Raw genomic sequence first — 12959 nt, forward strand, 5'->3', positions numbered from 1 at the left:
CCCCACAAACGGATGGGCTATCCGCATCGCGTAGGATGCCTGCATGCCTGCACTGCGATCGGATGCCGCGAGGTCACGCGCCAAGATTCTGGAAGCCGCCCGCGGCTGCCCCCTCGACGATCTGCGCCTGAACGAGGTTGCGCGAGCCGCGGGAGTCGGGGTGGGGACGGTCTACCGGCACTTCCCCACCGTCACGGCACTCATCGAGGCGCTCTCGTTCGATGCCCTGGAGCAGACCGTGGACCTGGCCCGTACAGCAGCCGAGGAGCCCGACGCGGGCCGGGGATTCGTACGGTTCCTCCGCGGCGCGGTGCGGACGCAGCTCGAGCACGAGGGGCTCCAGCAGATGTGGTTCGCGGACGACGTCTCCGCGGAGGCGCGAGCACTGCGCGCGGAGCTCTTCGACCGTGCCGGCGCGCTGCTCGACGCCGCCGTCGCCGCCGGTGCGGTGCGCCCCGACCTCTCGATCGGCCAGGTCCAGCGGCTGGTCTGCGGCGTGGAGCATGCCGTCCGACTCGGGAACGGCGAGGACCAGGACCTCCTGCTCGACATCATGCTCTCCGGACTGGCACCCCCACGGGACGATCGCCCCGCGCCGTGAGCACCCTGAGGCCCGCGAGATTCGCCAGATCCGTGGGAGCCGTCAGGTGCGGTGAGGCCCGCGAGATCCGCGAGATCCGTGAGATCCGTGAGATCCGTGAGATCCGTGAGCCTGTTGGAATCGCGCGCGCTAAGCAACAGGGTCGCGGATCCAGCGATAGGGGCGGGACACTATGCGGGTGGGGACCGTCCGCCGGTGGGGCGTCTGCGGATGGGGCCCGTCCACGTGTGGGAGCAGTACATGTGGGGCCGCCCGCGGATGGCCCGCGGGTGCGGCTGCCCCCGGACGCGAAAATCCCCGGCCCACCTGGGTGAACCGGGGAAATTCCTGCGGTGCGCGAGGGGGGACTTGAACCCCCACGCTCTTCCGAGCACACGGACCTGAACCGTGCGCGTCTACCAATTCCGCCACTCGCGCGTGCCTTCGGCACCGGGGATCACTCACCGAGACCGAAGATTGCTCTAGGTTACCCCTCGGGTGCCGCCCCGCTCAAAACGACACGGCGCACAGTAACGAACGCCACGCCGCCGGATCGGACGAGGCACGTGCGACGCGCAGGCCCAGGGAGGCCGACCGAGGCCATCCCGGCCCCGGTCATCCGAAGTGGGACCTCAGCGCATCCGCTCCGCCTCGTCGAAGGCGGCCTCCACGTCGTCCGGGTCGATCCGGCGCCGCGCGATGGCGAAGTAGAGGATGGTCGCCACCAGCACCGCCGGGACGCCGACCAGAGCCGCCACCTGCATGCTGGGCCGCACCGCGACCGTGGCGAACACGGCGCCGAGGCCGATCAGTCCCACCACCGCGGTCGCCGTCCCGCCCGGCATGCGGAACGTCGCCCCGGTGGCCCCCGTGCGGCGGAAGGAGATGTAGCTGGCCAGGATCAGTGACCACACCATCAGCACGGCGAAGACGACCAGGCTCATCATGTAGCCGAACACTCCGCCCACACCGCTGAAGGCGAGGGCCGCGGCGGCGATGATGCCGAGCGAGCTGCACGCGATGCCGACGACGGGCACCCGGCTGCGAGTGATCGCCGCGGCGAACCGGGGCGCGAGCCCGTCGGAGGCCAGGGAGTGCAGCATGCGGGAGCCGGCATAGAGGTTCGCGTTGGCCGCCGATAGTGCGGCGATCAGCACCAGCAGGTTGGTGATGTGGGCGGCGCCGGGGATGCCGATGCGGTCGAAGACCATCACGAACGGGGAGGTGGCGACGTCCTCACCGGTGCCGGCGGCCTGCTGCCAGGGCACGAGCGCGACGACGATGCCGATGCAGAGCACGTAGAAGAACGCCAGGCGCACGATGGTGGTGCGGGCGGCGGTGCGGATCGAGCGGGCAGGATCCTTGGCTTCGGCGGCAGTGATGGACAGCAGCTCGATGCCGCCGAAGGAGAACATCACGACCGAGAGGGCGACCCACACGGCGGCCCAGCCCATCGGGGCGAAGCCGCCGTCGGCCGTGAGCTCGCTGAGCCCCGGGGCCGGCGCGCTCGGCATGCCGACGAACACCAGGATCAGGCCGACCAGGATGAATACCACCACGGCGATGACCTTGATCGAAGACAGGAAGAACTCGACCGTCCCGAACGAGCCGACGCTGGCGAGGTTGATCGCGATGATCACCGCGGCGAACAGCAGGATGCCCGCCCAGACGGGGATCGCCGGGACCCAGTACGCGAGGTAGGCGGCACAGGCGACGAGCTCGGCTCCGGTGACCGAGACCGTGACGATCCAGTACAGCCAGCGCGAGAGGTATCCCCAGAACGGGGAGAGGTAGCGCGCCGCGAGCGTGCCGAAGCCGCCGCGCACGGGATGGAGAGAGGCCATCTCCCCCATGGCCAGCGCGATGGTCGCGGCGATCAGGGAACCGATCGCGAAAGAGATGATCACCGCCGGTCCGGCGATGCCGATCGCCTCGCCGGACCCGAGGAAGAGCCCGGTGCCCAGGGCCGAGCCCATGGCGATCATGGCCATCTGGCCATGGCCGAGGGAACGGGCGAGGTGGCCGTCGGTGGAGGAGGCCGGCGAGGCGCCGTCGGTCGCGGGGCCGGGAGAGGAAGCTGGAGAGGTCACCGCACGAGGGTAGCCAGAATCCGGGGTGACTGCGTGCTCACCGGGCGCGCGGCGTGCTCGAAGCCGCCGGGACGTCCCCGAGGACGATCAGGAAGTGCGGCCGCGATAGGCGTCGATGGCGTCCTTGGCCTCCGCCAGTCCGGCGCCGGTCTGCTCGCGGTACACCTTGATGGCCTGGATGATCTTCCCCTCCGCCACGAGTCGGCGGCACTGCTCGGGGATGCTCGGCCCGGCGGTCTCGCGCAGGTGCAGCCGCTCCGTCTCGCTGAGCCCCGCACGTTCAGCCAGATGGCCGACGAGCCCGTCGAGCTCGCGGACCCGTCGCTCGAGCGACTCGATCCGTGCCTGCTGCTGCTTCGCGCGTCCGAACATGGGACGAATCTATCGCGGTCGCACGACGGGGGTCGCACGACGGGGCCTGCCCGCACAGCGCCCGGAGACGAAGATGCCCCGCACCAGAGCGGTGCGGGGCATCCTCAGCGGTCGACGCGGACGTCGAGCGGGTCGTTCAGGCCTTGGCAGACGCCTTGGCGGCGACGACCTGGATGACGAGGTTCGCGAAGATCTCGTCGTGCAGGCGCACCGTGGCCTTGTGCTCGCCGAGCGAGCGGATCGGGGTCGGGAACTCGACGGTGCGACGGTCGATGTCCTTGTCGAAGGTCTCCTTGACGGCCTCGGCGACCTCCTTGGAGGAGACGGCGCCGAACAGGCGGCCGTTCTCGCCGGCGCGCTCGGCGACGACCAGGGGCTTGGACTCGAGGCTGGCCTTGAGAGCCTGGGCCTCCTCCAGGGTCGCGATCGCGCGCTTGCCGCGGGCGGCACGGATCTGGTCGAGCTGACGCTGACCGCCCTTGGTCCACGGGGTCGCGAGACCGCGGGGCAGGAGGAAGTTACGGGCGTAGCCGTCCCGGACATCGACGATGTCCCCGGCGGCTCCGAGGCCCGTGACCTCGTTGGTGAGGATGAGCTTGGTGGTCATGTTCGTCCCTTCCTCGCTCAGCGGCCGGAGGTCGAGTACGGCAGGATCGCGATCTCGCGGGCGTTCTTCACGGCCTTCGCGATCTTGCGCTGTTCCTGGACGGAGACGCCGGTCACCCGACGGGCGCGGATCTTTCCGCGGTCGGAGATGAACTTGCGCAGCAGCGCGGCGTCCTTGTAGTCGACGGTCTCGAGACCGGCGGTCTTCAGGGGGTTCTGCTTCTTCTTCGGCTTGCGAAGAACAGGCTTGGCCATCGTGGTGCTCCTTCTTTCCTGAGGGGAGCCCGGGCATCGACCCGGGATGGAATGGATTCGGTGTGAACGCTGATCGGCACGAGCCGCAGCACCGGGGTGCCGCGCCCGTCGTCCCGATCAGAAGGGCGGGTCGTCGTACCCGCCCTGGTTGCCGCCGGCCCACGGGTCGGCGTCGGGGGCGCCCTGCGGCGCATTGCTGTAACCGCCCTGGCCACCCTGGCCGCCGTAGCCGCCGCCCTGCGGGGCACCGCCCTGGGGGGCGCCACCGCCGAAGCCGCCGCGGCCACCACCGCCGCCTCCGCGCTGGACCTTGTTGGCCTTGGCGGTGGCGTAGCGCAGCGAGGGGCCGATCTCGTCGACGTCCAGCTCGATGCTCGTGCGGTTGTTGCCCTCACGGTCGGTGAAGGAGCGCTGCTTGAGGCGACCCTGCGCGATGACGCGGGTGCCCTTCTCCAGCGACTCCGCGACGTTCTCCGCGGCGTCGCGCCAGATGGAGCAGCGCAGGAACAGAGCCTCGCCGTCCTTCCACTCATTCGCCTGACGGTCGAAGGTGCGGGGGGTGGACGCGATGGTGAACGACGCGACCGCGATGCCGGACTGCGTGAAACGCAGCTCGGGATCAGCGGTGAGGTTGCCGATCACCGTGATGACGGTGTCATTCGCCATGGGTGCTCCTCTGCTCCGGGGTCGGTAAGGGTGGTGCGGGGATCAGTGAGCGCAGATCACTTGCCGTCGAGGCGCATCAGCTTGGTGCGCACGACGGACTCGTTGAGGCCGAGGCGGCGATCGAGCTCCTGAGCGGTCTCGGAGCTGGCCGTGAACGACAGGACGATGTAGATGCCCTCGGACTTCTTGTCGATCTCGTAGGCGAACTTGCGCTTGCCCCAGACGTCGACGTTGTCGATGGTGCCGCCCTCGGTCGGGATGACCTGGACGAGCTTCTCGAAGGTTGCGCTGACGGTCCGCTCATCGATGGACGGGTCGAGGATCACGACCATTTCGTACTTACGCATGTTCTGGTACCCACCTCCTGTGGTCTCTGCGGCCACGGTCTCTCCGTGGCAGGAGGGTTCATGCCGCCCGGAAAGGACATCGGCGATGCACTTCACGGACCGGCACAGACTACCCGCACGCGGGGGTGCGGGCCAGGGATGCTGTGGACGTGCGCGGGGGATCACAGGGCGGGCACGCCGCTGTCCGGGAGCCGGCAGGGGGTTGGCGCGGCGTTGGCAGGGGTTGGCTGGGGGCTGCCAGGTCGGCGGTCCACCGTCGGCAGGCCGCTGGCTGGCCTCGACACGCCCACCATTCCACCGATACGTGGCGACAGTGACACGTATCGGTGGAACGGCCGGGGCCGCGCCGGGATGTCCCCGCTACCAGGGTCCAGCGCGGCGTCCCGGGCAGGCACCGAGAGCCGAGGCCGGAGGGCCGAGCTCAGGCGGCCGAGCGCTGTCCCACCGGGCGGCGGCGCCGCTCGACCTCGGCGAGGGCCGGGGGCACGTAGGCCTGGTCGAGCACGCCGATGTCGGTGCCGGGCGGGACGATCTCGTCGATCCGGTCCAGGACGTCGTCGCTCAGCACGGTATCCAGGCCCTCCAGGAGATCGTCGAGATGGGCCATGGTCCGCGCTCCCACCAGTGCGCTGGTCACGCCCGGGTGCGAGATCGCGAAGGCCATCGCCAGGTGCGGCATCGAGAGCCCTGCCTCGGCCGCCAGCGGGGCGAGCTGCTCGACCACGTCCAGACGCGCCTCGTCGGTGAACGCCCTGGGCAGGAACTTCGCGCGGATCACGTCGGTGTCCTGGCCACGTCGCACCCTGCCGGTGAGCATCCCCTGCCCGAGCGGCCCCCAGGTCAGCACACCCATGCCGCACTCCTGCGCCACCGGCAGCACCTCGCGCTCGATGCCGCGGTTGAGGATTGAGTACGGCGGCTTCTCCGTGCGGGGCCGCTCGAGCCCGCGCCGCTCGGCCGTCCAGTGCGCCTGCACCAGGTCCGAGGCAGGCATGGTCGAGGTGCCGAAGGCGCGGATCTTGCCGGCCCGCACCAGGTCGGTCAGCGCCGAGAGGGTCTCCTCGATGTCGGTGGCGGGGTCGGGACGCTGGAGCTGGTAGACGTCGATGTAGTCGGTCTGCAGGCGGCGCAGGGAGTTCTCGACCGCCCGGGTGATCCAGCGCCGGGAGCCGCCCTGCCGGTTCGGCACGCCGGCCGCGGCCCGGTCGGGGAGGCCGAACTTGGTGGTCAGGACGACGTCGTCGCGTCGGCCCTGGAGCGCCCGGCCGACGACCTCCTCCGAGTCCGCGTAGGCGTCGGCGGTGTCGATGAGGTTGATGCCGGCGTCCAGCGCCTTGTGGATGATGCGGGCGGACTCCTCGGCGTCGTTGCCCATCTGGGTGGCGAACATGAGGGCTCCCAGCCCGTAGGGGCTGACCTTGATGCCTGTCCTGCCGAGAGTGCGGTACTGCATGGTGTCCTCCGAGTGGTGAGGGGTGCGGGTGGCAGGCTCCGGGACGTAGACTGCGCGAAGCGGAAGCCCTTTCCGGAACAATACGGAACGCCTTTCCACTTAGCAAGGGAAGGGCCCCACGGGAGGACCAGATGTCGCGATCGACCACGCCCGCCGCGGGAGCGCCGGACGGTGCCGGGCCGCCTCGGCGTCAGCGCTCGGATGCGAAGCGCAGCGCCGCGGCGCTGCTCGATGCCGCCAAGACGGCGTTCGCCCAGAGCGGGGTCGACGTGCCGGCCAAGCAGATCACCGACCTCGCCGGGGTGGGAGTGGGAACCCTCTACCGGCACTATCCGCGCCGGTCGGACCTCATCGTCGCCGTGCTCCAGCATGAGATCGACGAGTGCGTCACCGCGGCCGACGAGCTCAGCAGCGGCGCCGGACCGCGCGCTGCCCTGGTGGCCTGGATCGGTCGTTTCACGGAGTTCGTCGGCACCAAACAGGGGCTGGCCTCAGCGCTGCACTCCGGCGATCCGGCCTACGAGGGACTGCCGGACCAACTGCTGGAACAGCTGGTCCCGGCGCTCCAGGGCCTGCTGGACCGGGCGGCCGCGGCCGGCGAGGCGCGGGATGACGTCAGCGCCCGCGAGGTGCTGACGGCGATCGCGCTGCTGTCCCAGCCGGTGCCCGGTGGTGCCGACGGTTTCTCCGAGCGGATGATCGCGATCTTCCTGGACGGGCTCTCGGTGACGGGCTGAGCCCGTTCCTCCCACGAGATCGGCTCCGACGCGCGCATCGATTCCACGGATACGTGGCCCCGGCGACACGGAACGGTGGCATGGCCGCGACCGCCCCGGCATGTCACCGCTGCGAGGGGTCCGTCTCGCGGCGGCGCGGGATCACCATCGGGCTCCCGCTCTGGGGGTCGAGCGTGACCTCCGCGCGGAGGGAGAACACCTCCCGGACCAGGTCGGCCCGCAGCACCTGCGCGGGCGGGCCGGTGGCCACGATCCGGCCGGCATCCATCACCACGAGGTGGTCGGCGTAGCGCGCGGCCTGGTTCAGGTCGTGCAGGACGCCGACGACGGTGCGGCCCTGCTCCCGCATGTCCTGGCACAGGTGCAGCACGTCGATCTGATGGGAGATGTCCAGGAACGACGTGGGCTCGTCCAGCAGCACGTACTCGGTGTCCTGGGCGAGGATCATCGCGATCCATGCGCGCTGACGCTGGCCGCCCGAGAGCCCGGCGACCGGATGCTCGGCGATGTCCTCGACCCCGGTGGCGGCCATCGCGGCCGCCACCGCCTCCTCGTCCCCGGGCACCCGCTGCCGCAACGGCGAGTGATACGGGTGCCGTCCGCGTGCGACCAGCGCCCGGACCGTGATGCCGTCGGGGACGACGGGGTCCTGCGGGAGCAGGCCGATGCGCCGGGCGACTGCTCTCGAGCGCCACTGCCCGAGCGGCCGGTCATCGAGCCGGACCGTGCCGGCGCGCGGGCGCAGGGTGCGGGCGAGGGCCTTCAGCATCGTCGACTTCCCGCAGCCGTTGGGGCCGATCACCGCCGTGAACACGCCTCGCGGCACCTCGAAGTCGAGCTGCTCGAGGACGGGCTTCGCGCCGTAGGCGATGGTGGCGGCCTCCAGGCGCAGCGAGGATGCGCCATGGGGATCGGTGCGTCCGGCGCTCATGCGTCGGCCCTCCTCCAGGTGGTGATCAGCAGGTAGCCGAGGTAGATCCCGCCCACACCGGCGGTGATGACGCCGACCGGCAGGTTCTCGACGGGGCCGACGTGCTGGACGGTGAAGTCGGCCAGGACGATGATGAGCGCCCCGACCAGCGCGGAGAGGATGAGGTGCGGCCCGGGGGCGCCGGCCAGCCGGCGGGCGATGTGCGGGGCGGCGAGGGCGACGAAGGCGATCGGTCCCGCGACGGCGACGGCCGCGGCGGCCAGCAGAGCCACCAGGACGATCGCCCAGGTCCGGGTGCGGTGCGCGGAGCCGCCGAGGGCGTCGGCCAGCTGGTCGCCGAGGTCCATCATCCGCAGGTCGTGCGAGAGGACGGCGACCGGCGGGATCAGCACCAGCAGAGCCACGGCGATGAACAGGGCCTGGTCGAGGCTGCGGGAGTTCAGGGTTCCCACCAGGTACCCGGCGAGCTGGGAGGACGCATCGCGCAGCGCCACGGCGACCACGTACTGGGTCACGGCGAGCGCCATCGCGTTGACGCCGATGCCGGTGATGATCACCCGCGCCGGAGAGGTGAAGCCCAGCCCCGTGGAGACGTACACCAGGGTGATGGCGACCCCGGCGCCGAGGACCGCGCCGACGGGGGCGGGCACGAGACCGGGTGCCAGCAGCGTGCCCAGCGCCACGCCGGCCCCGGCGCCGCTGCCCAGCCCGATCACGTCGGGGCTGCCCAGCGGATTGCGGGTGACGGTCTGGAACAGGGCTCCGGCGAGCCCGAACGCGAGGCCCGCGCCGATGCCGACCAGCAGGCGGGGCCCGCGCAGGCGCTCCAGGACGAACATGGCCTTGGTGCCGGCCTCGCCCCGGGCGGCCGCGAACAGATCCGGCGCGGTCACGCCGAGCGGTCCCCAGGCCAGCGTCGCCAAGCCTCCGGCGAGGATCCCGCTGACCAGCAGCACCCCCACCGCCACGGCTCGGGGCAGCTGCGCGCGGCGCGCGGGTGGGCGAGGCGTCGGGGCATGGCCCGCCGGTTCATGGCCCGACGGTTCATGATCTGTCGGGACCTGCCCTGTCGGAGCATGGCCCCTCGTGCCCTGGCCTGCAGGCGCACCGCCGACCAGCGCATGGCTCGTCGGGGCGCTGGGAGTCGTCGCGGGCGTCGTCGGGCCTTCCATCAGGCGTTCACCGTCCCACGGCGCACGGCCAGCAGCAGGAACGGGGCGCCGGCGAAGGCGGTGACCACGCCGACCATCAGCTCGGGATGGGCGAGGCTGCGCGCGAGGACGTCGGACCCCAGCAGCAGCGCCCCGCCGAGGACGAGGCACAGGGGCAGCTGCCACCGGTGCTCGCTGCCCACCATGGCGCGCACGAGATGGGGAACGGCGAGGCCGACGAAGGCGATCGGTCCGACCGCGGCGGTCGCAGCCGCCGCCAGCAGAGTGGCGGCCAGCAGGGCACCGGCGCGCAGCAGGCTCACGGGGGTGCCCAGGGCGGTGGCGACGTCGTCCCCGAGGGCCAGGGTGTTCAGTCCGGGCACGACCATGATCGCGAGCGCCAGGCCGATCACCAGCGCCGGCGCGACTGCGGCGAGCGTGTCGTACGAGGCCCCGGCCAGGGACCCGACCACCCAGTACCGGTAGGAGTCGAACACGGCGGGGCGCGTGAGGATCATGGCCTGGATGTACGCGTACAGCACCGCGGAGATCACCGCGCCGGCGAGGATCAGCGGCACCACCGAGTGAGTGCCGGCCGGGCGGCCCAGCAGGTGGACCACGGCCACGGCGAGCAGGGCGCCGGGCAGCGCGACCCACACCATGGCGGTGCCGCCGGAGAACCCGAGGAACGCGGTGGCGGTGACCACGGCGGCCGAGGCACCCGAGGTGACCCCGAGCAGACCGGGCTCGCCGAGGGGATTGCGGGTGACGCCCTGGATGAGCATGCCCGAGGCGGCGAGAGCCGCACCCACCACGGCGCCGAGCACGGTTCGGGGTTCGCGGGCCGCGACCACCTCCCGCATGTAGTCGCTGCCCTGCCCGCGCAGCACCGCCCACACCGCCTCGAGATCAGTCTCCCGCGTCCCGAGGAACAGGCTCGCCACCGCGGCGAGCGCGAGCAGGACGGTGGCCAGCCCGAGGGCGAGCCACGGCGATATGCGCCTGCGCGCAGGTCGATCGGCCGACGGGAGGCTCGCCCCGTCGCCGGGGTCGTCGGCCCGGGGTCGGCGGGTCGCAAGTGTCCGGCTCACGTGGATGCGGCCCGGCTCAGGCCGAGGCGACCTTGGCGATCGCCTCGTCGATCATCGGGATGTACCGCTCGAGCGCCCAGGGCACCGTCAGCGGCGTGATGATCGAGGAGCCGGTGACGAAGGACTGGTCCGTGGGGGCCACGATCGCGCCGCTGGCGACCGCGGGGATGGACGCGTAGAGCTCCTGCGCCTCCGTCTCCTTGCGGTTGGCCTCGTCGGAGTAGAAGGTGAAGATGAGGTCGGACCCGGCGAGCTTGTCCGCGTTCTCGAGCCCGATCATGGCCGAGTCCGTGCCGGGCACATCCCATTCGTCGAGCTCCTGGTTGACCGGGTCGACGGTGAGGCCGAGACCGCGGACCATGGCGACACGCTGCTCGTTCTCGTAGAACACCCCGAGGGTGCCGGGACCGTCGTTGTAGATGAAGGAGAAGGTGTAGTCCGCGTAGCCGGGCTGGGCGGACTCCTCGAAGGTCGCCGTGATCTCGTCGATCAGGCCCGCGGCGGCCTCGTCCTCACCGAGGGCCTTGCCGATGGTGGTGATCTGCTCCTCCCAGGTGATCACCCAGGGCTGCTCCGCGTAGGCGACGGTGGGGGCGATGTCGGTGAGCACGTCGAACTGCTCCTGGGTGAGCCCGGACCACGGCGCCAGGATCACGTCGGGGCTGAGCTCGAGGATCGCCTCGACGTCGAGCTCGGTGGCGCCGGTGAACTGGGTCGGCAGCTCGCCGCCGGCTTCGGTGACGGCTTCGTGGATCCACGGCAGGTATCCGGTCTCGTCCGCTCCCCACGGGTACTCCTCGACGCCGACGGGGATGATGCCCAGGGCGATCGCGGTCTCGGCGGAGCCCTGGCCGAGCGTCACGATGCGCTCGGGCTTGGCGGTGATCTCCGCGGTTCCCAGGGCGTGCTCGATCGTGACGGGGCTGAAGTCGCCGGCGCCGCCGCCGTCGGAGCCGTTCGAGCCGGATTCCTGCCCGCCGCCGCTGCATGCGGCCAGGGCCAGGGGCGCGGCGAGCGCTCCGGCGATCCACGAACGACGGGTCGGGCGGGCGGGGACGGGGCTCATGGCTCTCCTGCGTACGAGGACGGGACGGGCCACCGGGGACCTCCCAGCGACTTAGGCAAGCCTAGCCTCACGTAATTGACGGGGAAACAGGCGTCCACGAGCGATTCAGTGATCTGGACAACAGCGATCCCCGGCGCCCCGGCACCGTGTACGACCGAGCGGTCCGGGCATCTGCGCCGGTCATAGCTATCTTTGCGGGATGACCAGCACCGAGAGCAGCTCCAGCACCACAGCCGCCGACCGCACCAGCCTGCGTCGCGCGGTGACCACCACGGGGCTGTTCCTGTTCATCCTCGGAGACGTGCTCGGCGCCGGTGTCTACGTGCTGGCCGGAGAGGTGGCCGCCCTGGCCGGCGGAGCGGTCTGGGTCCCGCTGGTCGTCGCACTCCTGATGGCTCTGCTGACCGCCGGCTCGTATGCGGAGCTGGCCACGAAGTATCCGCAGGCCGGCGGTTCCTCCCACTACGCGACCCGGGCGTTCGGTCCGTTCGCCGGCTTCCTGGTGGGCTTCTGCATGCTGGCCGCCGGCGTCGTCTCCGTCGGGGCCCTCTCCCTGGGCTTCGCCGGGGACTATCTCGCGGAGTTCGTCTCCCTGCCGACCTTCCTCGTGGTGATCGTGTTCCTGGCCCTGCTCGCGCTGCTGAACGCCCGCGGCATCTCCGAGTCGCTCGGCGCGAACCGGGTGGCGACGATCATCGAGGTCAGTGGGCTGCTGGCAGTGATCGTGCTGGGCGCGATCGTCGTGGGCCGCGGGGACGGCGACCTGGGGCGGCTCACCGAGCTGGGCACCCCGGAGAACGGGCCGGTCGCCGCGGTGCTGGCCGGCAGCATCCTCGCCTTCTACTCCTACGTCGGCTTCGAGACCAGCGTGAACATCGCCGAGGAGACCAAGGACCCCGCCCGCTCCTACCCGCGCGCACTGTTCGGCGCGCTGATCGTCGCCGGCCTCATCTACGCCCTGGTGGGCGCCGCGGCCGCGGCCGTGGTCCCCACCGCCGAGCTCGCCGACTCCAGCGCTCCGCTGCTGCAGGTGGTCTCCGCCGCCGGCATCATCCCGCCCGTCGTGTTCAGCGTGGTCGCCCTGGTCGCCGTCGCCAACGGCGCGCTGCTGACCGGGATCATGTCCTCCCGCCTGGCTTACGGGATGGCGCGGGACGGGCTGCTGCCGCGGCCCCTGACCCGCGTCCTGCCCCGCCGGCGGACTCCCTGGGTCGCGATCATCGCCACCACCGCACTCTCGCTGCTCCTGGCGCTGACCGGCACCATCGACGTGCTCGCCAGCACCATGGTGCTGCTGCTCCTGGTGGTGTTCGTCGCCGTGAACGCCGCGGTGCTGGTGCTGCGCCGTGACCGGGTCGACCAGCGCCATTTCCGCGTGCCCGCGGTGCTGCCCATCGCCGGCCTGCTCTCGTGCGTGCTGCTGATGACGCAGGTCGAGGCCGCCGTGTGGAAGCTCGGGCTGCCGATCCTGGCGGTCGGGGCGCTGCTCGCACTGTTCGCGGCCTGGCGACGCCGCCGCACGACCACGGCCTGAGCGGCACGACCCGGGAGTCAGCTGCCCACCACCGGCGCTCGTGAGCTGACCACCGGTGGGCGGTCATCCGAGGGCGGCCT

At 71.4% G+C, this 12959-nt stretch carries 14 protein-coding genes and 1 tRNA gene; 3 read left to right on the forward strand and 12 right to left on the reverse strand.

What is annotated here, in order from left to right; translation table 11 throughout:
• Window positions 1-43: 43 nt before the first annotated feature.
• The gene (locus ACFQS2_RS00705) at window positions 44-601 is read left to right on the forward strand and encodes a TetR/AcrR family transcriptional regulator (RefSeq protein WP_377792365.1); all 558 of its coding nucleotides are present in this window, start codon (window positions 44-46) and stop codon (window positions 599-601) included.
• Between the two features lie 333 nt (window positions 602-934).
• Here the strand turns inward: ACFQS2_RS00705 and ACFQS2_RS00710 are convergent.
• The 8 genes from ACFQS2_RS00710 to ACFQS2_RS00745 form a co-directional block, all read right to left on the reverse strand.
• Window positions 935-1018: transfer RNA gene (locus ACFQS2_RS00710), tRNA-Leu, on the reverse strand.
• A gap of 194 nt (window positions 1019-1212) precedes the next feature.
• Window positions 1213-2571: an amino acid permease gene (locus ACFQS2_RS00715; protein ID WP_377018130.1), complete on the reverse strand. Its 1359-nt coding sequence runs from the start codon at window positions 2569-2571 to the stop codon at window positions 1213-1215.
• A 186-nt stretch (window positions 2572-2757) separates the two neighbouring features.
• Complete coding sequence (locus ACFQS2_RS00720) at window positions 2758-3042, reverse strand: hypothetical protein (RefSeq protein WP_377017867.1); 285 nt, start codon at window positions 3040-3042, stop codon at window positions 2758-2760.
• Window positions 3043-3178: 136 nt separating this feature from the next.
• Window positions 3179-3649: a 50S ribosomal protein L9 gene (gene rplI / locus ACFQS2_RS00725; protein WP_377017869.1), complete on the reverse strand. Its 471-nt coding sequence runs from the start codon at window positions 3647-3649 to the stop codon at window positions 3179-3181.
• A 17-nt stretch (window positions 3650-3666) separates the two neighbouring features.
• A complete protein-coding gene (gene rpsR / locus ACFQS2_RS00730) occupies window positions 3667-3903 on the reverse strand; it encodes a 30S ribosomal protein S18 (RefSeq protein ID WP_377017871.1) in 237 nt (78 codons plus the stop codon).
• Window positions 3904-4020: 117 nt separating this feature from the next.
• The gene (locus ACFQS2_RS00735) at window positions 4021-4569 is read right to left on the reverse strand and encodes a single-stranded DNA-binding protein (protein WP_377017873.1); all 549 of its coding nucleotides are present in this window, start codon (window positions 4567-4569) and stop codon (window positions 4021-4023) included.
• Window positions 4570-4625: 56 nt separating this feature from the next.
• Window positions 4626-4916: a 30S ribosomal protein S6 gene (gene rpsF, locus ACFQS2_RS00740; RefSeq protein ID WP_377017875.1), complete on the reverse strand. Its 291-nt coding sequence runs from the start codon at window positions 4914-4916 to the stop codon at window positions 4626-4628.
• A gap of 421 nt (window positions 4917-5337) precedes the next feature.
• Window positions 5338-6369, reverse strand: coding sequence for an aldo/keto reductase (locus tag ACFQS2_RS00745; RefSeq protein ID WP_377792366.1), 1032 nt, complete (start codon window positions 6367-6369; stop codon window positions 5338-5340).
• Window positions 6370-6500: 131 nt separating this feature from the next.
• Between ACFQS2_RS00745 and ACFQS2_RS00750 the strand changes: the two genes are divergently transcribed.
• Window positions 6501-7106, forward strand: a complete 606-nt coding sequence (locus tag ACFQS2_RS00750; RefSeq protein WP_377792367.1) for a TetR/AcrR family transcriptional regulator — start codon at window positions 6501-6503, stop codon at window positions 7104-7106.
• 103 nt (window positions 7107-7209) lie between these two features.
• On the opposite strand, the gene ACFQS2_RS00755 is transcribed toward ACFQS2_RS00750, so the two are convergent.
• The 4 genes from ACFQS2_RS00755 to ACFQS2_RS00770 form a co-directional block, all read right to left on the reverse strand.
• Window positions 7210-8037, reverse strand: a complete 828-nt coding sequence (locus ACFQS2_RS00755) for an ABC transporter ATP-binding protein (RefSeq protein WP_377792368.1) — start codon at window positions 8035-8037, stop codon at window positions 7210-7212.
• Window positions 8034-9005 (reverse strand): FecCD family ABC transporter permease, encoded by a 972-nt coding sequence (locus tag ACFQS2_RS00760; protein ID WP_377792369.1) that lies wholly within the window; start codon window positions 9003-9005, stop codon window positions 8034-8036. The genes ACFQS2_RS00755 and ACFQS2_RS00760 overlap by 4 nt, the downstream gene beginning before the upstream one ends.
• Window positions 9006-9208: 203 nt before the next feature.
• Window positions 9209-10279 carry a FecCD family ABC transporter permease gene (locus ACFQS2_RS00765; RefSeq protein WP_377792370.1) on the reverse strand — a complete coding sequence of 357 codons (1071 nt, stop codon included), beginning with the start codon at window positions 10277-10279 and terminating at the stop codon, window positions 9209-9211.
• Between the two features lie 16 nt (window positions 10280-10295).
• Window positions 10296-11345, reverse strand: a complete 1050-nt coding sequence (locus ACFQS2_RS00770; RefSeq protein ID WP_377792371.1) for an iron-siderophore ABC transporter substrate-binding protein — start codon at window positions 11343-11345, stop codon at window positions 10296-10298.
• Between the two features lie 199 nt (window positions 11346-11544).
• On the opposite strand from ACFQS2_RS00770, the gene ACFQS2_RS00775 reads away from it, so the two are divergent.
• Window positions 11545-12879, forward strand: a complete 1335-nt coding sequence (locus tag ACFQS2_RS00775; RefSeq protein ID WP_377792372.1) for an APC family permease — start codon at window positions 11545-11547, stop codon at window positions 12877-12879.
• The last annotated feature ends 80 nt before the right edge of the window (window positions 12880-12959 follow it).

It is taken from the genome of Brachybacterium sp. GCM10030267, assembly GCF_042666875.1.
Lineage (GTDB): Bacteria > Actinomycetota > Actinomycetes > Actinomycetales > Dermabacteraceae > Brachybacterium.

Bases quoted from the DNA above. Each gene is read 5' to 3' on its own strand.
- ACFQS2_RS00705 (WP_377792365.1), top strand. From the start codon at position 44: ATGCCTGCACTGCGATCGGATGCCGCGAGGTCACGCGCCAAGATTCTG.
- ACFQS2_RS00715 (WP_377018130.1), bottom strand. From the start codon at position 2,571: ATGGCCATGATCGCCATGGGCTCGGCCCTGGGCACCGGGCTCTTCCTC.
- ACFQS2_RS00720 (WP_377017867.1), bottom strand. From the start codon at position 3,042: ATGTTCGGACGCGCGAAGCAGCAGCAGGCACGGATCGAGTCGCTCGAG.
- rplI (WP_377017869.1), bottom strand. From the start codon at position 3,649: ATGACCACCAAGCTCATCCTCACCAACGAGGTCACGGGCCTCGGAGCC.
- rpsR (WP_377017871.1), bottom strand. From the start codon at position 3,903: ATGGCCAAGCCTGTTCTTCGCAAGCCGAAGAAGAAGCAGAACCCCCTG.
- ACFQS2_RS00735 (WP_377017873.1), bottom strand. From the start codon at position 4,569: ATGGCGAATGACACCGTCATCACGGTGATCGGCAACCTCACCGCTGAT.
- rpsF (WP_377017875.1), bottom strand. From the start codon at position 4,916: ATGCGTAAGTACGAAATGGTCGTGATCCTCGACCCGTCCATCGATGAG.
- ACFQS2_RS00745 (WP_377792366.1), bottom strand. From the start codon at position 6,369: ATGCAGTACCGCACTCTCGGCAGGACAGGCATCAAGGTCAGCCCCTAC.
- ACFQS2_RS00750 (WP_377792367.1), top strand. From the start codon at position 6,501: ATGTCGCGATCGACCACGCCCGCCGCGGGAGCGCCGGACGGTGCCGGG.
- ACFQS2_RS00755 (WP_377792368.1), bottom strand. From the start codon at position 8,037: ATGAGCGCCGGACGCACCGATCCCCATGGCGCATCCTCGCTGCGCCTG.
- ACFQS2_RS00770 (WP_377792371.1), bottom strand. From the start codon at position 11,345: ATGAGCCCCGTCCCCGCCCGCCCGACCCGTCGTTCGTGGATCGCCGGA.
- ACFQS2_RS00775 (WP_377792372.1), top strand. From the start codon at position 11,545: ATGACCAGCACCGAGAGCAGCTCCAGCACCACAGCCGCCGACCGCACC.